This is a genomic window from Mesorhizobium sp. B2-3-13, from assembly GCF_006442195.1.
In the GTDB taxonomy this organism is placed as follows: domain Bacteria; phylum Pseudomonadota; class Alphaproteobacteria; order Rhizobiales; family Rhizobiaceae; genus Mesorhizobium; species Mesorhizobium salmacidum.
Genome location: NZ_VFVQ01000005.1, coordinates 188,780 through 211,013, shown reverse-complemented (window position 1 = coordinate 211,013; position 22,234 = coordinate 188,780). Strand labels below are relative to the sequence as shown.

Annotated in this window: 21 protein-coding genes and 1 tRNA gene; 17 read left to right on the top strand and 5 right to left on the bottom strand. The window is 62.5% G+C overall.

The genetic code is table 11. From position 1 onward, the window contains the following. Nucleotides 1-108: 108 nt before the first annotated feature. Entirely contained in the window at nucleotides 109-567 is a 459-nt protein-coding gene (locus tag FJ941_RS08430; protein WP_140504678.1) for a phasin, read from the top strand. A gap of 350 nt (nucleotides 568-917) precedes the next feature. Continuing rightward, nucleotides 918-994 (top strand) — tRNA-His (locus FJ941_RS08425). Nucleotides 995-1,163: 169 nt separating this feature from the next. On the opposite strand, the gene FJ941_RS08420 is transcribed toward FJ941_RS08425, so the two are convergent. Further along, on the bottom strand, nucleotides 1,164-2,033 hold the full coding sequence (locus FJ941_RS08420; RefSeq protein WP_181169748.1) for a LysR family transcriptional regulator: 870 nt from the start codon (nucleotides 2,031-2,033) through the stop codon (nucleotides 1,164-1,166). 235 nt (nucleotides 2,034-2,268) lie between these two features. Between FJ941_RS08420 and FJ941_RS08415 the strand changes: the two genes are divergently transcribed. The 6 genes from FJ941_RS08415 to FJ941_RS08390 all read left to right on the top strand — a co-directional run bounded on the left by FJ941_RS08415 (nucleotide 2,269) and on the right by FJ941_RS08390 (nucleotide 7,368). After that, nucleotides 2,269-2,424, top strand: coding sequence for a DUF1127 domain-containing protein (locus tag FJ941_RS08415; RefSeq protein ID WP_140504675.1), 156 nt, complete (start codon nucleotides 2,269-2,271; stop codon nucleotides 2,422-2,424). Nucleotides 2,425-2,440: 16 nt separating this feature from the next. Continuing rightward, complete coding sequence (locus FJ941_RS08410; protein ID WP_246673746.1) at nucleotides 2,441-3,418, top strand: aldo/keto reductase; 978 nt, start codon at nucleotides 2,441-2,443, stop codon at nucleotides 3,416-3,418. Nucleotides 3,419-4,057: 639 nt separating this feature from the next. Beyond that, nucleotides 4,058-4,762 (top strand): Crp/Fnr family transcriptional regulator, encoded by a 705-nt coding sequence (locus FJ941_RS08405; RefSeq protein WP_246672683.1) that lies wholly within the window; start codon nucleotides 4,058-4,060, stop codon nucleotides 4,760-4,762. A gap of 464 nt (nucleotides 4,763-5,226) precedes the next feature. Beyond that, nucleotides 5,227-5,658 (top strand): DUF2231 domain-containing protein, encoded by a 432-nt coding sequence (locus FJ941_RS08400; RefSeq protein ID WP_051442742.1) that lies wholly within the window; start codon nucleotides 5,227-5,229, stop codon nucleotides 5,656-5,658. Then, nucleotides 5,655-7,004: a sorbosone dehydrogenase family protein gene (locus tag FJ941_RS08395; RefSeq protein ID WP_181169747.1), complete on the top strand. Its 1,350-nt coding sequence runs from the start codon at nucleotides 5,655-5,657 to the stop codon at nucleotides 7,002-7,004. The genes FJ941_RS08400 and FJ941_RS08395 overlap by 4 nt, the downstream gene beginning before the upstream one ends. A gap of 145 nt (nucleotides 7,005-7,149) precedes the next feature. Next, nucleotides 7,150-7,368, top strand: coding sequence for a hypothetical protein (locus FJ941_RS08390; protein WP_140504671.1), 219 nt, complete (start codon nucleotides 7,150-7,152; stop codon nucleotides 7,366-7,368). 161 nt (nucleotides 7,369-7,529) lie between these two features. Here the strand turns inward: FJ941_RS08390 and FJ941_RS08385 are convergent, their stop codons facing one another. Together FJ941_RS08385 and FJ941_RS08380 are read right to left on the bottom strand one after the other, a co-directional pair. Then, the gene (locus tag FJ941_RS08385; protein ID WP_140504669.1) at nucleotides 7,530-7,787 is read right to left on the bottom strand and encodes a hypothetical protein; all 258 of its coding nucleotides are present in this window, start codon (nucleotides 7,785-7,787) and stop codon (nucleotides 7,530-7,532) included. A gap of 245 nt (nucleotides 7,788-8,032) precedes the next feature. After that, nucleotides 8,033-8,449: an HD domain-containing protein gene (locus FJ941_RS08380; RefSeq protein ID WP_140504667.1), complete on the bottom strand. Its 417-nt coding sequence runs from the start codon at nucleotides 8,447-8,449 to the stop codon at nucleotides 8,033-8,035. Nucleotides 8,450-8,876: 427 nt separating this feature from the next. Here FJ941_RS08380 and FJ941_RS08375 point away from each other — a divergent pair, with 427 nt between their 5' ends. The 3 genes from FJ941_RS08375 (at nucleotide 8,877) to FJ941_RS08365 (ending at nucleotide 11,639) form a co-directional block, all read left to right on the top strand. Next, nucleotides 8,877-9,860, top strand: a complete 984-nt coding sequence (locus FJ941_RS08375; protein WP_140504666.1) for an ABC transporter substrate-binding protein — start codon at nucleotides 8,877-8,879, stop codon at nucleotides 9,858-9,860. A gap of 94 nt (nucleotides 9,861-9,954) precedes the next feature. Further along, the gene (locus FJ941_RS08370) at nucleotides 9,955-10,758 is read left to right on the top strand and encodes an ABC transporter permease (RefSeq protein WP_140504664.1); all 804 of its coding nucleotides are present in this window, start codon (nucleotides 9,955-9,957) and stop codon (nucleotides 10,756-10,758) included. A gap of 122 nt (nucleotides 10,759-10,880) precedes the next feature. Continuing rightward, nucleotides 10,881-11,639, top strand: coding sequence for an ABC transporter ATP-binding protein (locus FJ941_RS08365; protein WP_210241538.1), 759 nt, complete (start codon nucleotides 10,881-10,883; stop codon nucleotides 11,637-11,639). 115 nt (nucleotides 11,640-11,754) lie between these two features. On the opposite strand, the gene FJ941_RS08360 is transcribed toward FJ941_RS08365, so the two are convergent. Continuing rightward, the gene (locus FJ941_RS08360) at nucleotides 11,755-13,374 is read right to left on the bottom strand and encodes a GMC family oxidoreductase N-terminal domain-containing protein (protein ID WP_140504661.1); all 1,620 of its coding nucleotides are present in this window, start codon (nucleotides 13,372-13,374) and stop codon (nucleotides 11,755-11,757) included. A gap of 386 nt (nucleotides 13,375-13,760) precedes the next feature. Between FJ941_RS08360 and FJ941_RS08355 the strand changes: the two genes are divergently transcribed. From FJ941_RS08355 to FJ941_RS08335, 5 genes are read left to right on the top strand one after another with little or no spacing between them, the layout of a single operon-like run. Beyond that, entirely contained in the window at nucleotides 13,761-15,035 is a 1,275-nt protein-coding gene (locus FJ941_RS08355; protein ID WP_140504781.1) for an NAD(P)/FAD-dependent oxidoreductase, read from the top strand. A 44-nt stretch (nucleotides 15,036-15,079) separates the two neighbouring features. Further along, nucleotides 15,080-15,496 carry a RidA family protein gene (locus FJ941_RS08350; RefSeq protein ID WP_140504659.1) on the top strand — a complete coding sequence of 139 codons (417 nt, stop codon included), beginning with the start codon at nucleotides 15,080-15,082 and terminating at the stop codon, nucleotides 15,494-15,496. Between the two features lie 5 nt (nucleotides 15,497-15,501). After that, nucleotides 15,502-16,176 carry a DUF1028 domain-containing protein gene (locus tag FJ941_RS08345; RefSeq protein WP_140504657.1) on the top strand — a complete coding sequence of 225 codons (675 nt, stop codon included), beginning with the start codon at nucleotides 15,502-15,504 and terminating at the stop codon, nucleotides 16,174-16,176. A gap of 20 nt (nucleotides 16,177-16,196) precedes the next feature. Continuing rightward, nucleotides 16,197-17,705, top strand: coding sequence for an aldehyde dehydrogenase (locus FJ941_RS08340; protein ID WP_140504655.1), 1,509 nt, complete (start codon nucleotides 16,197-16,199; stop codon nucleotides 17,703-17,705). 31 nt (nucleotides 17,706-17,736) lie between these two features. Continuing rightward, nucleotides 17,737-18,672, top strand: a complete 936-nt coding sequence (locus FJ941_RS08335) for a LysR family transcriptional regulator (protein ID WP_140504654.1) — start codon at nucleotides 17,737-17,739, stop codon at nucleotides 18,670-18,672. Between the two features lie 15 nt (nucleotides 18,673-18,687). Here the strand turns inward: FJ941_RS08335 and argE are convergent, their stop codons facing one another. Beyond that, nucleotides 18,688-19,848 (bottom strand): acetylornithine deacetylase, encoded by a 1,161-nt coding sequence (gene argE, locus FJ941_RS08330; protein WP_140504652.1) that lies wholly within the window; start codon nucleotides 19,846-19,848, stop codon nucleotides 18,688-18,690. A gap of 223 nt (nucleotides 19,849-20,071) precedes the next feature. Between argE and FJ941_RS08325 the strand changes: the two genes are divergently transcribed. After that, a complete protein-coding gene (locus FJ941_RS08325; RefSeq protein WP_140504650.1) occupies nucleotides 20,072-22,141 on the top strand; it encodes an NAD(P)-binding protein in 2,070 nt (689 codons plus the stop codon). The last annotated feature ends 93 nt before the right edge of the window (nucleotides 22,142-22,234 follow it).

The window sequence follows — 22,234 nt, the reverse complement described above, 5'->3', positions numbered from 1 at the left end:
TGCACTGCAACAATGATATTGCAATGCACAAAAATTGCCTTTATATTGCCGTCATACACGAACGAGACGGCTTTCTGTCAAAGCCGCTGCCGCTGAAAAGGATGGAAAATGTCCAGGACCAAGACTTCCGAGACCATCGAAAACGTTGAATTCCCGAGCTTCGACGCTTCCAAGGCCACCGACCAGATGCGCGCTTTCGCCGAAAAGGGCGTTGAGCAGTCGAAAGAGGCCTACGCCAAGCTCAAGACCGGCGCCGAGGAGACCCAGAAGGCTCTGGAGTCGAGCTATGAAACCGCCAAGACTGTTTCCAGCGATCTGTCGCTCAAGACCATCGCGGCGCTGCGCGCCAACGCCGAGGCCGGCTTCTCGCATCTCGAAGCCCTGATCGGCGCCAAGTCGCTGTCGGAAGTCGTCGAGCTGCAGACCGCCTTCCTGCGCAAGCGCGTCGAGCTGACCGTCGAGCAGGCCAAGGACTTCCAGGCTGTTGCCTCCAAGGCGGCCGAGGATGTCTCGAAGCCGATCAAGACCGCCTTCGAGAAGGCGATCAAGGAAATCAAGGCCGCCTAATAATTGCGCATCGTCCGCGGATGCAACAAAAGGTCGCATTTTGTCGGACAAATAGATGTGAGATAGTGACGGTCAAGCGAATACCCGGCGGGTGGAACCTCCTCCCTTCACCTCCGGGGTGACCAGCCAGCACCTCCTCCCGCTGGCTCGTAACAGGAAAAGGCCGGCACCTCCTCCCGCCGGCCTTTTTCTTTGCCCGGCGAAAGGTGCACCGCTGTGGGGAAGTGGCCTTTGCTTTGCAAAAGCCTTGAATTAGAATTCATAAGCCCGTAAGGACGCATCGCCGAACGACAGAGCGGATCGCGGAGAATGAACCTTCCACCTCGATCCCGCTACCAACGTTAAGACGTGCCGTTGTAGCTCAGATGGTTAGAGCGCCGGATTGTGGATCCGGAGGTCGCTGGTTCGATCCCAGCCAACGGTACCATCGGATTTCCGTTAATTAATTGAATTTACTGTCTAATCCGGCCGCGCATGTCGAAATCCCACGCGATCGCGCATTTTGTGCTGTCTATTGTGCTGCAAATGACGCCTGGGAAGACATCGCGAAGCGCAAGACCCTGACGGCTTCCTGCGGCCGAGGCATCGTGCTGGCCTTACCGGATCGGCGTCTTGCCGCGAAACAGCGGCTGGTGCGCCCGCATCAAGGCGGTAATCCGGTCGGCGACTTTTCGTATCGGCGGGGAGTGACGTTCCTCGTGATGGGTAACGATCCATTGGTCGGTTTCGAGTTCGGCGATAGGCTGAGCGACGCGAACCAGCCGCGGATCGCTGTCACCCACGAAGCACGGAAAAATCGAAAGGCCGGCGCCGGCGGCCACCAGTTCGCGTACCGAATGGCTGTTGTTGCCGCGCACGGCGATGCGGTCGCCATGATGGGCTTGCAGCCAGCGCGCCGAAGCAATGTTTGCTCCTTCGCCGGTGACGCCGACAAACAAGCCGGCGGCGATGCCGTTGATCAGCTGGCGTCCGGAATAAATGGCGTGGGCGACCTTGCCGCTCTGACGGCCGGCCAACCACTGTTCGGTCGGGCGCTCGCTGCGGATGCCGATGTCGGCGGCACGGCGTCCGATGTCGACCCTGTCGGTGGTGGTGACGAACTCCACCCTTATGCCGTCATCGACCGTCCAGATATCGCCGATATGGGCGCAAACGAAGGCCGAGGTCCATGGCCCGGCCGAGACGCGGACAATGCGGTCAGGCAGGCTTCCCTCCCGCCAGCGGGTCAGCGACTGCATCGCTGCCTCGACATCTTCGGCGCGCCGCAGCAGTTCTTCACCGACCGGGGTCAGCCGGTAGCCGGTCTGCTGACGCACGAACAGCGGTTCGCCGATCTGCTTTTCGAGCGCGGTGACGCGTCGTCCAAGGGTGGCCGCGCTGAGGCGCGTGGTTGCCGTCGCCGCGCTCAAGCCACCAAGCCGCGCAACGTCTAGAAATAACCTCAGATCGTCCCAGCCGATATCCATTTTGCAGAAATGAAAAACTCCTTGCGACCGTGGCTGTAGCGCGAAGCGGGCGTCGCACGCAAGTATGTGGGCATTGGAAGTGTTGGACAATCCTGCCTGGCGGAACAGTGAGAAGCGCCTCGGCTGGCCAAGAAGCCAGCGCAACCCTTTCGATCGCGCAGGCGCTTGGCGCGGATGCTTTGCGCTTTCGATCAACCACGCGCGAGGGATATTCCGCGCGCCAAAGGAGACGATCATGTTGCATGAATTTCGACACCGCTTCGCCCGCTGGCTTGCCTATCGCCAGACGCTTGCGAGCTTGCGGCATGTCCCTGACAGCACGCTGGCGGATGCCGGCATTTCTCGCGAAGAAATCCCCGAGCGTGCCCGCTACGCCGGCCTGCGTCGTTGAGCCAATGGAGGCGGGCATGCAGATGATGAAGCTTTGGGATGGCGTACCGCGCATCGGCATCGGCACCTGGGCGGCGGGTGGCGCGGCGCGCTGGCATGACACGGCGACCATCTATGGCGAGGTCGACGACGTCAGGTCGCAAGCCGCGTTGGCGATGGCCTATGACATCGGCGCGCGGGTGTTCGACACGGCTGCCGCCTACGGCGCCGGCAATGCCGAGCTGATCCTTGGGCGGGCGTTGAAGGGCAAGGACGAAGCGGTCATCGTCACCAAGGTCGGCTATTTCGGCGATCCCGAAACGCGCAAGATCGCTCCCGAGGATGCCTCTGCCGCGGCGATCCGGACTTCGATCGACAATTCGCGGCAGCGGGTGAAGCGCGATTGTATCGACGTCGCGCTGCTGCACATCAACGAGTACCCGATCGAGCGCGCCGGCGAGGTGTTCGATACGCTCGGCCTGCTGCACCAGGAGGGCAAGATCGGCGGCTTCGGCTGGAGCACCGATCACCACGAACGGCTTGCCGCCTACGCGCCGCGCGAGGGTTTCGTGGCTGTGGAGAATGACTTCAATGTATTTACCCCGGCAAACGAGCTGATGGCCGTTGCGGCGCGCGAGGACCTCGTCTCGTTCAGCCGGCTGCCCCTGGCAATGGGGCTGCTCACCGGCAAATACACGCCGGCCATGAAGCTGCCCGCCGATGACGTGCGCGGCGGGAATGCCGAATGGATGGTGTTTTTCAGGGATGGCGCCGCCAACCCGCACTATCTGTCAAGGCTCGCGGCAATCCGCGACTTGCTCACCTCGGGCGGACGCACGCTTGCCCAGGGCGCGCTCGGCTGGATCCTCGCCAAGTCGGCAATTGCCTTGCCGGTTCCCGGTTTCACGCGGCCCGAGCAGGTCGAGGACAATCTCGGTGCGCTGGAAAAAGGGCCACTGCCGGCAGCAGTGATGGCCGAGATCGACGCCGTGCTGAATATTGCCGAGACCGGCTGACATTGCAGTCCGAAATTCGCGTCACCTCGGAGCAGAACTGCACACCGAGCTGATGCCGATTGAAAATCGGCGAATGTCATCTGCAAAGAGCTTCTGGGCGAAGACAACCAGGCACGGTTAAACCGCCAGAACGGGCTCGGTTCGAATTGATTCGCCAAGTTCAGTCCGAAGGCGTACAAAAAGGGGGTCGTCAGCAGCACAGTATGGGCATTGACGCTTGGGAGCGACCATCGCGCTCCTGCCCAGGGTGAGGCTAGGATGTCATGGCGAAAGACCCTGAGCGCCCCGGTCTAGCGGCCGAAGCCGTGCGTACACTTGCCCGGGAATCGGGCGCTACCGAACAGCAGATACGTGACATAGTATCGTTGATAGGGTTCGACCGCTCCTCGATCCTCAGGGAAGCTCGCCTTCTGGCGAAGGATCGATAGCCGACGAAACCTGCGATTTGTCCACAGCAGCTACTGTCGGTTTCATACCGACACGCCCGCCCGCCTAGTGCTGGCCGGGTGGGACAGTCTATGTTTTGCCACCGTCGTTCGAGGGGCGCGGCCGGCCGAGAGATCCTAGTGCTCTTGCCCAAGTGGAGAGCATCTCGTGGATCACAAGGTTCTGCAGGCCAGGAGCGAGTTGTTGCGCCGGATGAGCGCGGACGATTTCGAGCGGCTGCGGCCACATCTCAAGAGTGTTTTCCTGGAGTTGCGCTCACCGTTGGAGAACGAAGGCCAAAAGATCGAGGCGGTCTATTTCTTGGAGAGTGGCATCGCATCGGTTGTGGCCAAGGCTTCGGCGACGGCGGAAGCAGAAGTGGGAATAATCGGCTTTGAGGGCATGACCGGTTCGGCGCTGATCATGGGCGACGAGCTGGCAAGCTTCGATTGTTACGTCCAGTCGACGAGCGAAGCGCTGCGGATGAGCGCCGCGCCATTCGTCGAAGCCTTGGAAGACAGCCCTACCTTACGGCCGTTCCTGTTGCGCTACGTCCAGTATCTCCACATCCAGACGAGCTACACCGCGTCGATCAACGCGCGGCACAGTCTTGAGGTCCGGCTGGCGAGATGGCTTCTGATGTGCAGCGACCGGACCGTCGGTGACAGGCTTATGATAACCCACGAGTTCCTTTCCGTCATGCTGGGCGTCAGGCGCCCGGGGGTCACCGTGGGGCTTCAGACAATCGAGAGCCATGGCTACATCCGAGCCCGCCGCGGCGAAATCACGATCCGGGATCGGAAAGGTCTCATGACGCTGGCACGGGACTCTTACGGCCCTCCCGAACTGCAATACCGTCGGCTGGTCGGAGATCTCGGTTCAAAGAACCCTTCTAGGCAGGATCGTCCGCCCACCTGACCGCCACCATTGCCGGGGTTGGTAGGCCGGATTGTGGTGCGGGAATGGCCGACGCGATAATGCCCGTTTGACGGCACATTGCCTAAGCTCGCGTCGGCCATTGCGGCATGGGGATGCCGCCTAGCCAATCTAGTGATCAAGGGATGGTCGACAACAAAGGTCAAATTGTTGGTAAGAAACGTACGAAGCTGAACTTTGTCTGCGCCGATGGGGTGCCACGCAAGCCTGGCGCATCGCACTCTCGGGATAGAACATAACTTCCCGCCGCTGGCCGAGCGCCGTTACCCCGTCACGTTGCCGACGTTAGCCGTAGTCCCTTCGCATGCCGGCACCTCGCCGGCGCTGCTCATAGCCGACACCGGTCAGGCAATCACAAGTCCTTGAACGCAAACTGTTCCCGGAACATCTCAACTCCAGGTTTGTTTGGAGCCCCAGATGCTATCTGGAGCAGGGCGGAGAAATCCATGGTCAATTCCCGATCGATGCCGGTGGTCACCAGGCGCCCGATCTATCGGGCGCCAATGGCGATCGCCAATGCCTGTTTCATCGGCACGCTGCTGACCGACCTCGCCTATTGGCGGACCGCGGAGATGATGTGGACCGATTTTTCCGCATGGCTGTTGTTAGCCGGTCTGGTGATGGGAGCGCTTGCGGTAATTGCGGCCCTTGTTGATCTCTTCACCGGTCGAATGTTCCCAGTGCGCTGGGTCTATCTGCTCGGCAGCCTGGTAGTTCTTGTCCTTTCGTTCTTCAACGCGCTGGTGCACAGCCGTGATGCCTGGACGTCGGTTGTGCCGACGGGGCTCATCCTCTCCGCAGCGGCCGTGATCGTCTTGCTTCTCGTGTGGCTGCTGCGATGGAGCACGGGCCGCGCTCCCGGGGAGGTGGTCGAATGAGCGCCATGCAGGTTTCCGACAGACACATCCGGCGTGCCGTGGGGTTAGGTCTGCTGTGCGGATCGCTTCTGGCATTGCCTGCCTGTAGCGACGACGACCCAGACCCAAGCGGCCAGGTCGGGCCGAACCCGACACTGCCTGAACCGACGCAATATCTTGTTCCGCCGATGCATGTCGCTTCGATCATTGGCTGGAAACAGGACGAGAAACCAACGGTTGCGAAGGGTTTGCAGATCCAGGCATTCGCCAAGGGATTGAAGCATCCGCGCTCGCTCTACACCTTGCCGAACGGTGACGTTCTGGTGGTCGAGTCCGTGGCGCCGCCCGGCGCCGCTATCAAACGTCCGAAGGACCTGATCATGGGCTGGATCGAGTCCATGGCGACGTCAGGCGGCGGCACCGAGGGAAGCAACCGCATAACCTTGCTGCGCGATACGAACGGCGATGGTGTGCCCGATCTCCAGAACGTCTTCCTCGACCATCTCAATTCGCCCTTCGGCGTGGCTCTGGTCGGCAACGACCTCTATGTGGCCAACACGGATGCCATCGTGCGCTATCCCTACACGCCAGGCGATACCAAGATCACCGCCCCTGGCACCGTGCTTACGCCGCTGCCCGGCGGTCCGATCGATCACCACTGGACCAAGTCTCTCGTCGCCAGCCCGGACGGATCGCTGCTTTATGTCGGGGTCGGCTCCAACAGCAACATCACGGAGAACGGCATCCAGGCGGAGAAGGACCGCGCCGCCATCTGGGAGGTCGACAGGGCGACAGGCCGTTCGCGCATTTTCGCAAGCGGGCTGCGCAATCCCAACGGTTTGAGCTGGGAGCCGCAGAGCGGAGCCCTTTGGGCCGTTATCAACGAGCGCGACGAACTCGGTCCCAATCTGGTTCCCGACTACATGACTTCGGTCAAGGACGGCGCGTTTTATGGCTGGCCATACAGCTACTATGGTCAGCATGTCGATCCGCGGGTGATGCCGCGGCGGCCGGACCTGGTCGCCAAGGCGATCCCCCCAGACTATGCACTGAGTTCTCATGTCGCGCCCCTGGGCCTGGCATTTTACACCGGCACCAATCTGCCCGAATCCTATCGCAACGGCGCGTTTGTCGGCGAACATGGCAGCTGGAACCGAAAGCGCTTCAACGGCTACAAGGTCGTTTTCATACCGTTCAATGGAGGTCATCCCGACGGCAAGCCTCAGGACGTCGTCACCGGTTTCCTTGACAATGACAACAAGGCACATGGGCGGCCCGTGGGCGTTGCTGTCGACAAGGCCGGTGCTTTGTTGATTGCGGACGATGTTGGAAACACCGTCTGGCGCGTGACTGCCGCACCTCGGTAGCCGTTTTCGGATTATGTGCGCAGGCAAGGCGCGTGATGATCTTGGCACGACTTGGTAAAAATCGTACAGTGAAAAGCCATCAAATCAAGCGCTTCTAAATACCTGCCACGCCGATATGGGCGGCGAGTCGGACGGACGAACGGCCATGTCGACAAATCCCGAACCGACCAATGTCGCCACGTCGGTGGACGCCATTCTCGATGAGTTGCAGGACAGCCCTTTCCCGTCGATGCAAGCCGCCATAGCGATCCTGCGGAAGCGGACCGGCACAGAGCGATCGGATGCCGATCTGAAAGGCTTGATCACCAAGAAAGCTGCTGTGCGGGGCATTCAGCTTTTTGACGAGGGCAGTACCGCAAATTGAGCCCAAGGCTGCTCATCTAGGTTTGTTATTGATGGATGTCGCTCGCGACGAAATGCCGGATCGCGATCTGGTCAAAATCAAAGGTGTGCAATGACGCGGGCGCCCAGGTGTTCGGGCATCGCTTATCCTGACTGCCGAACGAAGCGCGTGACCTTGATCGGTCAGCGTAGGAGCCGCTGTGGAATTTCCACCACATTCTCCGATCCGGGCAGCTCAAAGGCCATGGCCAACCGACGCAAGGAGGCCATTTCCACGATCAGCTCTTCGATCGAACGATCCGGCAAACCCGTCTTCACTTTCTGCCTTACCCTTGCTGTGAGTTCATGAACCCGGACAGGCACGAAAAGCGCGCTGTCGTCCAGCAATCTGCTGATTTCGATCACCACATCGGCGTCAATGTCTTTCGGCAATTCCCGCATGGGCGTCACCTTGGTCTCGAAGCGTCCCGAAGGCGATCAGGCATTGCGCCAGAAGGCATGCCGGACGCGGATCGATCTCCAGATTCATAAAACCACCCGCCCGGCGTGTCACGATAAAACATCTGTACGAAAATAACCGAACCGGCTGGCTCGCGTAATCCACACGTCTTGCCCGAAATCGCGGGCTACGGCATCGGCGCATACCGCACACCATGGCTCAATTGCCGTCAGCATCCGGGCGCCTGTCACCTGGTGAACTCGTCATCAAGAATGCGCAACGCCTCTTCGTATTTGGCCGTGGGTGCTCCGATCTGCCGCGATTGCCAGATATTGTCGGTCAGATCAGCCCGTTTTACCGGCAGCGCCAATGGGTTCGATGCAGCCCGCCGCACGAATGTAAAATAGTCCTCGCCGTCTCTGCGCGTCATGGCGTCGACCGCGGCGGCGATCGTCGGTCCAAAGCCCGCCTCTTCAAGCCTGGTCCGGCTCCAGCCTTCGCCTTTTTCCAGAACGTCGTGCAGATAGGCGACGACTTTCTGGTCCATCGTCTCGACAGCGTCGACCACCCGACGGCAATGATCGATATAGGGGCCTCCTGTCTTGTCGTGCTGCGATGCATGGGCCTGCTCCGCAATCTTGGCCGCCCGATAGAAAATACTCATCGCATCCATCTCCGCCTTGCCCCCGCGAGCCGCAGCCTTCAGGCACTAATACCGCTCCCTGGTTTCGCGGTGCGGCAAGTCCATGCGGCAGCAAAACGCCGGCCGCCGGCGTCGGTTCCTGTCCTTTTGCAGGAGCGAGTTCCCGCACGGGACGCTCGTCGGTTCCGAGCGCCATGGCATCGAGGCCGCTTCCGTTGACGGAGCCGGCGGAAATAGAGGGTATCGATCGCGCTTCGGTTTCGACGAAGCAATGGGCAGAAAAAGACTTCTTTTTGCGATCCGGCCCGAATGCTCTCTTGCGGACCTTAAAACACGCAAGGCTCGCTTGGGAGGCGACGCCCAAACAAGAGCGGCTGCCAAAACAAGAGCCGGCATTCGCCGCTAGAATGAGGCCGATGCCGGCAACAGCCATAGGGGAACCACGACAATGAAGACATTTCGAAACTGCCTGGTGAGCGCGGTCGGCGCAGGCTTGCTGGGCCTGGGGCTCGCCGCTCCTGCCAACGCCGGCGCCATCCGTCTTGGCATGACGACCTGGGTGGGCTACGGGCCGCTGTTTCTTGCCCGCGACCTTGGTTACTTCAAGGAGGCCGGCGTCGATGTCGACCTGAAGGTCATAGAAGAATCAGCGCTTTACATGGCGGCGGTCGCCGGTGGTGATCTCGATGGCGCCGCCTCCACGGTCGACGAGCTGATGAAGTACCGCTCGGACGATCTCTGTTTCAAATACGTCCTGGCGCTCGACGACAGCCACGGCGGTGATGGTGTCGTCACGCAGCCCGACGTCAAGTCGCTCAAGGATCTGAGGGGCCAGCAGGTGGCCTTGAACGAGGGCTCCGTTTCCGAATTCTGGTTCAATGTGCTCTTGAAAAAGGAAGGCATGACCGAGGACGACGTCACCATCACCAACATGACCGCCGATGACGCGGCGACCGCCTTCATCGCCGGCCAGGTTCCCGCCGCCGTGACGTGGGAGCCGCACCTCACCGAAGTCCGTAAGGGCGGCAAGGGAAAGGTGCTGATCGATTCGACGACCACCCCTGGCCTGATCGTGGATGTGATCGCCCTCAAATGCGATCTCATCGAAAAGCATCCCGAGGACGTAAAGGCCCTCGTCAAGGGCTATTACAAGGCGGTCGAGTACATAAAGACCAATCCGGAAAAAGCCTATGAGATCATGGCCAAGGGCATTGGCGGCTATCTTGAAAAGCCCGAGGATTTCGCGGCCGGCGCCAAGGGCGTGCGCTATTATGACCGCGACCGTAACCTGGAATTCTTCGGCACGCCGCAGAAGAGCGAGGCGTCCGAACTGGTGAACTTCGCGCAGGACATCTGGGGCAAGGCCGGCAAGCTCAAGATGACGATCGACGCGAAAACCATCCTCGACACCGATTTCATCAGGGAACAGTGAGCCTTCGAGAAACCGGGGTCGGTCCGCCTGGACCGCCCCCGATTTCCCGGCAGGCCCGAGCTTCGCGCTTCAGAACATCAACGGAGGCCATCCCATGGCACAAAGGCGGACGGCGTGGACACGCCTGACGACCCCATTCGCCAACATTCCAGCCAGCACGGCAACAACACTCGCGCTGGTGATGTGGGTGGTCGTGATCGGCGGCTGGGCCCTGCTGTCCTATGGCCGCGTCGTGCCGAACATGTTCCTGCCGACGCCTGGAACCGTGCTGCAGACGACCTATCGCATGTCTCTGGACGGCAGCCTTTTTTACCACACTTTGACCAGTGCCAAGGTGGTGATCCTGGGCTTCATCGTCTCCTCGCTGATCTCGGTGCCGCTGGGATTGTGGATGGGGACATACCGGGTGGTGCAGGCGCCGCTGGAGCCGTTGGTCAATTTCATCCGCTACCTGCCCGTGACCTCCTTCGTGCCCCTGTTCATCCTTTGGATCGGCATCGGGATCGAACAGCGCATAGCGGTCATATTCTTCGGCACCTTTTTCCAGCAGCTGGTGATGATTTCCGACTGTGCGCGCAGTGTGTCCAGGGACCTGGTCAACGCATCCTACACTCTGGGCACCAAGCGCAGCGAAGCCGTGTGGCACGTCATTTTCCCGGCCGCGCTTCCAGCCATCCTCGACACGCTTCGCGTCACCATGGGCTGGGCCTGGACCTATCTGGTCGTGGCCGAGCTCGTCGCCGCGTCCAGCGGTCTCGGTTATATCAGCCTGAAGGCGATGCGAGGCTTCCAGGTCGATGTGATTTTCATGGCGATCGCCGCGATTGGGCTTCTGGGCCTTGTCACCGACACGGCGTTCCGCATTATCCGGGCGAGGGTCGCGCCATGGGCATCCTGATGTTGAACGCAACCTCGCAAACCGCGGTCGGATCAAGGGTAGCAATGAGCGAGACCATCAAGGCGAATGATCTGGCCGGCTCGGCCGCGACGACCGGCGATCCGCGCTCGACCGGCACGACGATGTCAATCGAGGACGTGACATTGCGTTACGGCGACGCCAACGGCGTGCTGGCACTGGACGATGTGTCGCTGAAGGTGGCCAAGAACGAATTCTGTGTGATCGTCGGCCCTTCGGGATGCGGCAAATCCAGCCTGCTCTACCTTGCGGCCGGCCTCAATGACGCGACTTCGGGCAGCATCAAGGTCGATGGCCGCGAAGTGATCGAACCCGGTCCCGACAGAGGCATGGTGTTCCAGAGCTACACCTTGTTTCCCTGGCTCACGGTGCGTGCCAACATCGAATATGGGCCCAAGCGCAAGGGCCTGCCGGCGGGGCGGCGCAAGCAGATCGTCGACCAGTATCTAGACGAAGTCGGCCTCGCGCCCTTTGCCGACCACTACCCCGCCCAGCTTTCCGGCGGCATGAAGCAACGCGTCGCGATCGCACGCGCCCTTGCCAACGATCCGGCCGTTCTGTTGATGGACGAGCCCTTCGGCGCTCTCGACAGCCAGACGCGCGGCACCATGCAGAAACTGCTTTTGCGCGTCTGGGAGCGGCAGCAAAAGACGGTGCTGTTCGTTACCCACGATATTGACGAGGCGCTCGTCCTGGGCGATCGCGTCTTGGTGATGACGGCCAGGCCCGGCAAGATCAAGGCCGAGATCAAGGTCGACATCCCCAGGCCGCGCTCTATGGACGTGATCCTCGAACCCGAGTTCATCGCGCTCAAGCGGCGCATCCTTGGCCTTTTGCACGACGAGATCGACGAGGATCATTGATGCACGTCGCCCAAACGCATGCCCACGGGCTCGACCCGAGGGTCTGCGGCGGTTTTTGGGAAAACAGCGTGCTACCAAACGTCGAGCGGACCCATTCGAAAGGCGGGGCGGATCCCTACCTTTCGCCGTGATGCGCCGAGCCCAGGATCATCTCCGAGGCCTTCTGTCCGATCATCATGCTTGGCGCATTCGTGTTGCCGCCGATCAGCTTCGGCATGACTGACGCATCCGCGACCCGGAGCCCAGCCACGCCTCGCACTTTCAGCGTCGCCGGATCGACGACCGCCATCGCGTCCGTCCCCATCTTGCAGGTCCCGACGGGGTGGTAGACGGTCAACGCTTCGGCGCGCAGATAAGCGAGGATCTCGTCGTCGCTGCGGATATTCTTGCCCGGAAGCATTTCCTTTCCACGCACCGGATCGAACTCGGATGCGGCGAGGATCTTGCGCGCGATCTTGATGCCTTCGACAAGCACCATGGCGTCGTGTTCATCGGCGAAGAAGCGGTGGTCGATGAGAACATCGCGGCGAGAACTGTCCCGTGACAATCTGATCTCACCCACGCTTTTCGGTCTGAGCACGCAGGTATGAATGGCGTAGCCGTGGCCATATTCGATGAGCCTGCCGCGATGGCTGCGATAGCCCGGCACGAAGTGGAACTGAATGTCGGGCAGGCCGTTCGCATGCCTGGTTCTCGCAAAGCCACCAGCCTCAACATAATTGGTGGTGAGCATCCCCTTTCGCCGCGCGAAATACTGGAAGGGCGCTGCCATGATGCGGGGCAGGTTGGCAAGCGACAGGCCGAGCGTCCTGGTGCTCCTGGAGCGCACGGTGATCATGCCGTCGACATGGTCCTGCAGGTTCTTGCCGACACCCGGCAGGTTGAGAACCGGCGTGATGCCGATTTGCCGCAGCTCGTACGCGGGGCCGATGCCGGACGCCATCAGGATCTTGGGCGAGTTGATGGCCCCGGCGCAGAGTACGATCTCGCGGCTGGCCGCGAATATTTTTTGCTGGCCATCATGGCGCACGCGCAGTCCAGTCGCGCGCCCTTCGGCGATGACAAGGTCGATCACCTCGCATGCGCTGAGCAGCGTCAGGTTCCTGCGATCGAGGACCGGACGCATGAAAGCGGTGAAGCTGCTGAAGCGCTCGCCCCGATTCTGCGTGACGTTGTAGATCCCGACGCCGAACTGGCTCTCTGCATTGAAGTCTTCGTTGGCGGGCAGGCCGGCACGTTCGCCAGCCCTGACGAACACCCCGGAGAGCACGTTCGGATCACGCGGATTGTCGACCATAAGCTCGCCGTCCGTGCCGTGATAGCGCGGGTCCTGGGCGATTAGGTTGCGCTCCAGCTTCCTGAACACAGGCAGCACGTCGCTGTAGGCCCAGCCGGCGCAGCCGAGCGCTGCCCATTCGTCATAGTCCTCCGCGGCGCCGCGAATATAGACCATCGAGTTGATCGAACTCGATCCGCCCAGCGTCTTGCCCCGGTTGACCGGAATGCTGCGGTTGTTGAGATGGGGCTGTGGCACGCCGACGAAACAATAGTCGTAATTCGGGTTGCCATAGAGCGACAGAATGCCTGCCGGCACCCTTACCCGCGGGCTGTTATCACTGCCGCCGGCCTCTATCAGGCACACCCTGACCGACGGATCGGCGCTCAGCCGATTGGCCACCACGCAGCCCGCCGACCCCGCGCCGACGACGATGTAATCATAGCTCTCGGTCTTCATGCCAGCCCCTCGAGGATGCCGGCGCTCGAGGCATTGCGGAACGGGCCGCTGCGGTAGCGCATCCTGTTCCGCAACCAGTTCCGTGCCGACACATGCCCGGCTTCGCCCGCCACATCGTGCGGCGCTGCGGGTCCGACCGCTGAAACTGTAGATGCGTCTATCGGCGTGAGAAATTCGGAAATGGTTACGCGTGACTTCGGAGATTCGTTATGGGCGCCCACCGGCACGTGCTGCTACTTGTGAGCGCCAATAACGAGACGACCGGATGACGCGCGGCCTGTCTGGAATACGGTGAAATGGATCACCCGGGGCTGCATCCGCCAGCCGCCGGAAATCGGTTTCATCCGTGCGGCGGGAGCTGTCGAATGGTCAGAAGAGGACTGGGCATGTCGGTTGAGACGATAGACACGCTTGTCGTTGGCGGCGGCCAGGCGGGGGTGGCCATGAGCGAGCACCTGAGCAAGTGCGGAGTGCCTCATCTCGTCCTCGAACGTGGTCGCATCGCCGAGCGCTGGCGCACGCAGCGATGGGACTCCCTGGTTGCCAACGGCCCGGCCTGGCACGATCGCTTCCCAGGCATGGAGTTTCCGCGGACGGCCCCCGACGGCTTTCCCTCCAAGGACGAGGTCGCCGACTATTTTGTCGCTTACGCCAAGCAGATCGATGCGCCGATCCGCAGCGGCGTGGAAGTCAAACTCGTGCAAAGAAATGTCGGTCGGCCCGGCTTCCGCGTCGAGACGTCCGATGGCGTGATCGACGCCAACAGCGTCGTTGCCGCCACCGGACCGTTCCAGATCCCCGTCATTCCGCCTGTTGTCCCTGAGGAGGCTGGCATCCTGCAAATCCATTCCAGCGCGTACCGCAATCCCGCGAAATTGCCAAAGGGCGGTGTGCTGGTGGTCGGAGCGGGATCATCGGGCGTGCAGATCGCGGACGAGCTCCAGCGCGCGGGAAGGCGCGTCTATCTTTCGGTCGGCCCGCATGACCGCCCGCCGCGGGCCTATCGCGGGCGCGACTTCTGTTGGTGGCTGGGCGTTCTCGGCAAATGGGACCTCGAAACCCCAGGACCCGGCACGGAACATGTCACGATCGCGGTGAGCGGCGCGCGCGGCGGTGAAACGATCGATTTCCGCCGGCTGGCGGCGCAGGGGCTTACCTTGGTCGGCATGACTAGGACCTACCAGGACGGGCTGATGAGCTTCGCGCCTGATCTTGCGAAAAACATCGCTCGCGGCGACGCCAGCCTGATGTCACTGCTGGATGAAGCCGACGCCTATGTCGCGCGCAACGGTCTGGACCTTCCGGAAGAGCCCGCTGCCCGCCGGATCGAACCGGATCCGGAATGCATGACCAATCCGATCGGCGAACTGCACTTGGCCAAGGCTGGGATAGCGGCGATCATCTGGGCGACGGGCTTTGCCGCCGACTATAGCTGGCTGAAGGTCGACGCCTTTGACGAGAAGGGCCGGCCCAGGCACCACCGCGGCGTCTCGATCGAGCCAGGAATCTATTTCCTGGGGCTGCCCTGGCAGTCGCGAAGAGGTTCCAGCTTCATCTGGGGCGTATGGCACGACGCCAAGCACGTGGCTGACCGCATTTCGACGCAGCGCAAATATCTGGCCTACCATGCCGCCGCGAAGCGCGAGGCCGTGGACGCCTGACCAAAGCCGACGACAGCTGCGAGCCCGACCTGATGGAGACCAACATGGCGCATACGCGAATTCGCACCTTCAATACCAAGGATACCTATCCCGAGCAGAAGCTCGACAACGATCTGTGCCAGGCGGTCATCACGCGGGGCGGCCGCACGATCTATCTGCGCGGCCAGTGTCCGCAGGATCTCGACACCGCCAACACCATCGAGAGCCACGATCCGGTCGATCAGACCCACAAGGTCATGCAGAACATCAAGCAGCTCATCGAGGAATGCGGCGGGACGATGGAGCATCTGGTGAAGGTGGTGATCTACCTGACTGATGTGCGCCATCGCGAAGCCGTCTACCGGACGATGGGCGAATACATCAAAGGCGTGCATCCGGTTTCGACCGGCCTCGTCGTGTCGGCCCTGGCGCGGCCGGAATGGCTGGTCGAGATCGACGGCACGGCCGTAATTCCGGACTGAGCGCCATGACCTTCTCCATCGTCGCACGGTGCCGGCGCACCGGTATGTTCGGAGTGGCGGTATCCTCGTCATCCCCCGCGGTCGCGGCCCGCTGCGCCTATGCGCAGGGGGGCGTCGGCGCCGTTGCCAGCCAGAATGTCACGGACCCGACGCTCGGGCCACGGGCGCTGGAGCTGATGGCGCGGGGCGCCTCCGCCACTGAGGCCGTCGCGATCCTGAAGCGTACGGCCGCTTTCAGCGAATACCGGCAGGTTCTGGCGGTCGACAAGGCCGGCGGCAGCGCACTCCATTCAGGACCGAAAGCGCTTGGCATCTGGGGCGAGGCACGCGGCGAGGACGTCGCCTGCGGCGGCAACCTGCTTGCCAGCGATAGGGTTCCGCAAGCCATGGTGGACGCCTTTCTCGCCTCCGAAGGCGATCTCGGCGACCGGCTGATCGCCACCATGCGAGCGGCGCTCGAGGCCGGCGGCGAGGCGGGGCCTGTCCGCTCCGCCGGCATGAAGCTGGTACGCGATGTGTCATGGCCCGTCGCCGACCTGCGTTGCGACTGGACCGAAGGGTGTCCGATCGAGCAGCTGGCAAGGCTGTGGGACATCTATAAGCCCCAGCTCGATGCTTATGTCACGCGCGCCCTCAACCCGTCCGGTGCGCCAAGCTACGGCGTTCCCGGTGACGAGTAGTTCGACAATCTGGAGCCGGCATGAGCGAACTCAGTCATAAGGATTGGATCGGCAAAGCCTCGGCTATCCGTTTTCGCGACAGGGCCTTCATCGACGGCAAGGCAATGCCCGCGCGCTCCGGCCGAACCTTCGCCAGCGTCAATCCGGCCACGGGAGCAACGCTCGCCGAGGTGGCTTCCTGCGGCGAAGAGGACATCGACCTTGCCGTCGCTGCGGCGCGCCGCAGCTTCGAAGCCGGCGTCTGGTCGCGAGCGAGCCCCCAGCATCGCAAGCAAGTGCTGCTGCGGCTGGCGGAATTGCTGCGCGAGCACCTGCAGGAACTGGCGCTGCTGGAATCGCTGGATATGGGCAAGCTTGTCAAGGACGCCGCGACCATCGACGTGCCGGGATCGGCGGCGATCTTCCAGTGGTATGCAGAAGCGATAGACAAGATCTATGACGAGGTGGCGCCGACGGGCCGGGGTGACCTCGCTTTGGTACGGCGGGAGTCGCTTGGGGTCGTGGGCGCCGTCGTGCCATGGAACTTTCCGCTCGACATGGCGACCTGGAAATGCGCGCCCGCGCTGGCCGCGGGCAATTCGGTGGTGCTGAAACCCGCCGAGCAGTCGCCTTTCTCGGCACTCAGGCTGGCCGAGCTCGCCATGGAGGCGGGCTTGCCGGCGGGCGTCTTGAATGTGGTGCCCGGCCTCGGCGAGACGGCCGGCCAGGCACTTGGCCGCCATACGGACGTGGATTGCCTTGCCTTCACCGGATCGACCGCTGTCGGCAAGATGTTCCTGCAATATTCCGGCCAGTCGAACATGAAGCAGGTCTGGCTGGAGACCGGTGGCAAGAGCCCCAATCTGGTGTTCGCCGATTGCGGCGATCTGGATGCGGCCGCCGACATGGCCGCCTTCGGCATCTTCTTCAACCAGGGGCAGGTATGCTCGGCCAATTCCCGGCTTCTGGTGGAGCGCGGCATCAAGGATGCGCTGGTCGAGAAACTGGTGCGGCGGGCAGCGGCGACCCAGCCCGGCGATCCGCTCGACCCAGCATCCAGGATGGGTGCGATGGTGGACGCGCGCCACGCCGCGACCGTCATGCGTTTCATCGATGGCGGCAAGAAATCGGCACGGCTGGTGACTGGTGGCGACCGGGTCGCCTTCGACGGGCGCGGCAGTTTTGTGCAGCCCACGATCTTCGATGACGTCTCGCCCGACGACCCGCTTGCCCGCGACGACATATTCGGTCCGGTCCTGTCGGTGATCGCCTTCGACACCGAAGACGAAGCGCTTCGCATCGCCAACGACAGCGTCTACGGCCTGGCCGCATCGCTGTGGACCGACAGCCTGTCGCGGGCGCATCGCCTCGCGGAAAGACTGCGCGTGGGCACGGTTTCCGTGAATACGGTCGACGCGCTGAGCCCGATGAATCCCTTTGGCGGTTTCAAGCAGTCCGGCTTCGGACGCGACCTGTCGCGGCATGCGCTCGACAAATACACCGCGCTGAAGACCACCTGGATCAAGTATAGAGAAGCGGCCGCGACTTGATCACCGGCTGCAAACCGGCAACATAGCCACCATGCCGCTCCGCTTCACGCTCAGACAACTTGAATATTTCGTCGCCGTTGGCGAAGCGGGTTCGATCGCCAAGGCGGCCGAGCAGGTGAATGTCTCGCCGCCGTCGATCTCGGCGTCAATCGCTCAGCTCGAAGCCGAGTTCGGCGTCCAGCTTTTCGTGCGCAAGCATTCGCATGCGCTGGCGCTGACCGCAGGCGGGCGCCTGTTCCTCAAGGAAGCCGCGCGCCTGCTCAACGACGCGGACGCGCTGCACGACATTGCCGGCGATATCGCCGAAAAGGTGCGCGGACCGCTGGCGATCGGCTGCCTGCTCACTTTCGCGCAGATCGTGCTGCCGGCGCTGCGCAAGAAATTCGAGGATGCCTATCCCGATGTGCGCGTCCGGCAATTCGAGCGCAACCAGGGGCAACTGTTCGAGATGCTGCAGCGTGGCGAGATAGATGCCGCGCTGACCTACGATCTGGAACTGTCGCAGGACATGACCTTCGAGCCGCTGATGCAGTTGCCGGCCTATGTGATGTTACCGGCCGCGCATCGCCTGGCGGCGAGGGCAGGCATCACGCCCGAGGAGCTGGTCGATGAGCCGATGGTGCTGCTTGATCTGCCCTACAGCAGGGAATATTTCCTGTCGGCTTTCCAGCCCAGGGGCCTGCGGCCCAAGATCGTCGAGCGCACCGGCGACATCGCCGTGATGCGCTCGATGGTCGCTAACGGCTTCGGCTACGGCATCGCCAATATGCGGCCGCTCAACACCATGTCGCCGGACGGCAAATTGCTTGTCTTCGTGCCTCTGCTGGGGGACCTCAGGCCGCTCACGATAGGAATTGCCTTGCCGAACGCAGATCATCGCACGCTGACGGTACAGGCGTTCATCGACCACTGTCGTCGGTTCGTCGTCGAGCAGGGCGTCTTCGGAACCGAACGCATCGTGAAGTGAGGGCTGCCGTGCGGATCACGACAGCCAGCCGTCCGTGAGCCGTTCGAGCAATCTGTCCAGCATCCCGTCGCAACGCCGCAGCTGTTCGACGCTGACAAATTCATCCGGCTTGTGTCCCTGCGCCATCGAGCCAGGTCCGCAGACCACGGCAGGCGTGCCGAGATCGCGGCTGAACAATCCGCCTTCCGTGCCGAACGCGACTTTCATCGTGTCATTGGCGCCGGTCAACGATTTGACGAAGGCCACCGCCTCCGATGCGGCCGGCGTGTCGAGGCCCGGATAGGTGTTGGTGATCTCGATTTCGATTGCGGCCTCGGCCGCGATCGAAACGGCGTCCTCAGCAATGCGTGCCGCGGCGTCGCGCAGCCTGTCCAGAATGCCGGCGGCATCGTCGGCGGCAATGTTGCGGATCTCGAAATCGACCTGGCAGAGGTTGGGCACGATGTTGAGCGCGACGCCGGCATCGATCTTGCCGACATGAACCGTCGTGTAGGGGATGTCGTAGTCCCCGTCGCGGGCGCCGTCGCGGGCCAATCGTTCCTGTTCGTCACGCAAGGAACGCACGAAATCGCAGCCGAGGTGGATGGCATTGAGCGCCAGTGGGGCGAGCGCCGAATGGCCTTCGCGTCCCCTGCAGACGGCGCGAGCGGCAAGCTTGCCCTTGTGCCCGGTCGCCACCTGCATGTTGGTCGGCTCGCCGACGATGCACAGCCGCGGGCGTTGCGGCGCCGCGCTCAGCATTTCGATCAGGTCGCGCACGCCCAGGCAGCCGACCTCCTCGTCATAGGAGAGCGCCAGATGCAACGGCGTCCGAAGCGCCATCTTGGAAGCCCTGATGCAGGCGGCGAGCGCGGAGGCCACAAAACCCTTCATGTCCGCCGCGCCGCGTCCGTAAAGCTTGCCGTCGCGCTCGGTCATTTCGAAAGGCGGCAGCGTCCAGTTCTGGCCGTCGATGGGGACGACATCGGTGTGGCCGGACAGCATGACACCGGGCCTGCCGGCCGGGCCGATGGTGGCAAAGAGGTTGGCCTTGTGCCCGTCCGCGCTGTGGACGATCTGGCAGGCAACGCCGCTCGCCTCGAGCAAGTCGGCCGCATAGCCGATCAGGTCGAGGTTGGAGTCGCGGCTCACCGTCGGGAAAGCGATCAGCCGTTCGAAGATCCTGATAGTGTCCATTTCCTGTCTCCCGGTAGGGTCCTGGCTGTCTAGCATCATGCCGCCGATGCTCTGAAGTCGCATTTCGCTCAGCCCCGGTTCAACACAGACTAATCCGCCCCAGTGCCGCGATTAGGCGCGTCCTAATCGGCACAGAAGAAATCCGTAGTTTTCCCGCGCCGGCTCCAATTTATGAGTAGTTTCGGCAGCACCGGGAGTGCCGAGCCGGCCCGGAGGAAACACCATGCGCGACCCACGCTACGACATCCTGTTCGAGCCGATGAAGATAGGCCCGGTGACGGCCAAGAACCGCTTCTATCAGGTTCCGCACTGCAATGGCGGCGGCTATCGCGATCCGTCCGCCGCGGCAGAGATGCGCCGCGTCAAGTCCGAAGGGGGCTGGGGTGTCATCTTCACCGAGCAGACGGAAATGCACCACACTTCCGAGATCACGCCCTTCATCGAACTGCGGCTATGGGATGACGCCGACATCCCGGCTTTGGCCAAGATGGCCCGGGCCATGCACGAGCACGGCGCGTTGGCTGGCATCCAGCTCGCCTATTCCGGGATCAACGGTCCCAACCTCTACAGCAAGGAGGTGCCGCGCGGCCCATCGGCGTTGCCGATCCGCACCTTCACCAACGATCCGGTTCAGGCGCGCGCCATGGACAAGCAGGATATTCGCGATTTGCGCCGCTGGCACCGCAATGCCTTCAAACGTGCGAAGCAGGCGGGTTTCGACCTGGTATGCCTCTATGGCGCGCACGGCTTCGGCATCATCCAGCAGTTCCTGTCAACCGCCACCAACCAGCGCGTCGACGAATATGGCGGCTCGCTGGAAAACCGTTCGCGGCTGATGCGCGAGCTGATCGAAGAAGGGCGCGACGCGATCGGCGACACGTGCGGCCTGACGCTCAGGCTGTCGCTGGACGAGATGATCGGCGAACTCGGCTTCGCCAATTCGGAAGTCCGCGACATGATCGAGATGCATGCCGAACTGCCCGACCTGTGGGATCTCGCGCACGGCGCCTGGGAGGATTGCTCGGGCCCGTCGCGTTTCAAGGACGAGGCGGCGCAGGAAAGCCTGGTGTCGGGCATCAAGAAGCTCACCTCGAAGCCGGTCGTCGGCGTCGGCCGCTTCACTTCGCCTGACGTGATGGTCAGGATGATCAGGTCGGGAACGCTCGACTTCATCGGCTGCGCCCGTCCGTCGATCGCCGATCCCTTCCTGCCGAAGAAGGTCGAGGAGGGCCGCATCGAGGACATCCGCGAATGTATCGGCTGCAACATCTGCATCACCGGCGACATGACCATGTCGATCTCGCGCTGCACGCAGAACCCGACCTTCATGGAGGAATGGCGCAAGGGCTGGCATCCGGAGCGCATGCAGGCCAAGGGCGACAGCGACAGCGTGCTAATCGTCGGCGCCGGGCCTGCCGGACTGGAGGCTGCCCGTGCGCTTGGCCTGCGCGGCTATAAAGTGGCCATCGCGGAAGCCGGCACCGAACTCGGCGGGCGTGTGGCGCGCGAAAGCAAACTTCCAGGCCTGTCGGCCTGGGGCAGGGTGCGCGACTATCGGCAGTATCAGCTCGGCCAGATGCCTGATGTCGACATCTATTTCGAAAGCCGGCTGGCGGCGGATGACATCCTGTCCTTCGGCTTCCAGAACATCGCCATCGCCACCGGATCGACCTGGCGCCGTGATGGCGTCGCGCGTGCCCATGTCGTGCCGATGCCGATCGACGCCGCGATGCCGGTCCTTACGCCCGACGATCTGATGGCCGGCAAGGTTCCAGATGGCAACGTCGTGCTGTTCGATGACGACCACTATTACATGGGCGGCGTTCTCGCCGAGCTGATGGCGCGTCGGGGAACGAAGGTGATCTTGGTGACGCCATCGGCCTATGTCTCGGACTGGACCCGCAACACGCTGGAGCAAGGGGCCATTCACCGCCGCCTGGCTGAACTCGGGGTCGATATCGTGCTCAACAGGACCGTCACGAGTATCGCTTCGGGCGGTGTCGTGACGGCTTGCGTCTACACCGGCGCGAAACAGGATCTGACGGCCGATGCCGTCGTACTTGTCACGTCGCGCAATCAGGACGACGCCGTTTGGCGCAACCTCAAGGCCCGGGAAAGCGAGTGGGCCGACGCCGGCATCCGTTCGGTCAAAGTCATCGGCGATGCCGAAGCACCGGGACCCATCGCCTGGGCAACTTATGCCGGCCATCGCTTCGCTCGCGAGCTGGACGAACCCGACATCGGCGACGCCTTGCCGTTTCGGCGGGAAGTCGCCGCACTGGCGGCGGAATAGAACGCCAGGGGCGCGGCAGATCAGACCGCCCGCCCTTCCTGGTCGAAGAAATGCGAGGTTCGGCCCGCAGGCCGACCTCGGCGCCGGTTTCGA

Coding starts and splice junctions, on each gene's coding strand:
- FJ941_RS08370 (WP_140504664.1), top strand. CDS start 9,955: ATGGCACAAAGGCGGACGGCGTGGACACGCCTGACGACCCCATTCGCC.
- FJ941_RS08415 (WP_140504675.1), top strand. CDS start 2,269: ATGTTGCATGAATTTCGACACCGCTTCGCCCGCTGGCTTGCCTATCGC.
- FJ941_RS08365 (WP_210241538.1), top strand. CDS start 10,881: ATGTCAATCGAGGACGTGACATTGCGTTACGGCGACGCCAACGGCGTG.
- FJ941_RS08420 (WP_181169748.1), bottom strand. CDS start 2,033: ATGGATATCGGCTGGGACGATCTGAGGTTATTTCTAGACGTTGCGCGG.
- FJ941_RS08395 (WP_181169747.1), top strand. CDS start 5,655: ATGAGCGCCATGCAGGTTTCCGACAGACACATCCGGCGTGCCGTGGGG.
- FJ941_RS08430 (WP_140504678.1), top strand. CDS start 109: ATGTCCAGGACCAAGACTTCCGAGACCATCGAAAACGTTGAATTCCCG.
- FJ941_RS08355 (WP_140504781.1), top strand. CDS start 13,761: ATGTCGGTTGAGACGATAGACACGCTTGTCGTTGGCGGCGGCCAGGCG.
- FJ941_RS08410 (WP_246673746.1), top strand. CDS start 2,441: ATGCAGATGATGAAGCTTTGGGATGGCGTACCGCGCATCGGCATCGGC.
- FJ941_RS08325 (WP_140504650.1), top strand. CDS start 20,072: ATGCGCGACCCACGCTACGACATCCTGTTCGAGCCGATGAAGATAGGC.
- FJ941_RS08385 (WP_140504669.1), bottom strand. CDS start 7,787: ATGCGGGAATTGCCGAAAGACATTGACGCCGATGTGGTGATCGAAATC.
- FJ941_RS08335 (WP_140504654.1), top strand. CDS start 17,737: ATGCCGCTCCGCTTCACGCTCAGACAACTTGAATATTTCGTCGCCGTT.
- FJ941_RS08405 (WP_246672683.1), top strand. CDS start 4,058: ATGAGCGCGGACGATTTCGAGCGGCTGCGGCCACATCTCAAGAGTGTT.
- FJ941_RS08400 (WP_051442742.1), top strand. CDS start 5,227: ATGGTCAATTCCCGATCGATGCCGGTGGTCACCAGGCGCCCGATCTAT.
- FJ941_RS08380 (WP_140504667.1), bottom strand. CDS start 8,449: ATGAGTATTTTCTATCGGGCGGCCAAGATTGCGGAGCAGGCCCATGCA.
- FJ941_RS08350 (WP_140504659.1), top strand. CDS start 15,080: ATGGCGCATACGCGAATTCGCACCTTCAATACCAAGGATACCTATCCC.
- FJ941_RS08340 (WP_140504655.1), top strand. CDS start 16,197: ATGAGCGAACTCAGTCATAAGGATTGGATCGGCAAAGCCTCGGCTATC.
- FJ941_RS08360 (WP_140504661.1), bottom strand. CDS start 13,374: ATGAAGACCGAGAGCTATGATTACATCGTCGTCGGCGCGGGGTCGGCG.
- FJ941_RS08390 (WP_140504671.1), top strand. CDS start 7,150: ATGTCGACAAATCCCGAACCGACCAATGTCGCCACGTCGGTGGACGCC.
- argE (WP_140504652.1), bottom strand. CDS start 19,848: ATGGACACTATCAGGATCTTCGAACGGCTGATCGCTTTCCCGACGGTG.
- FJ941_RS08375 (WP_140504666.1), top strand. CDS start 8,877: ATGAAGACATTTCGAAACTGCCTGGTGAGCGCGGTCGGCGCAGGCTTG.
- FJ941_RS08345 (WP_140504657.1), top strand. CDS start 15,502: ATGACCTTCTCCATCGTCGCACGGTGCCGGCGCACCGGTATGTTCGGA.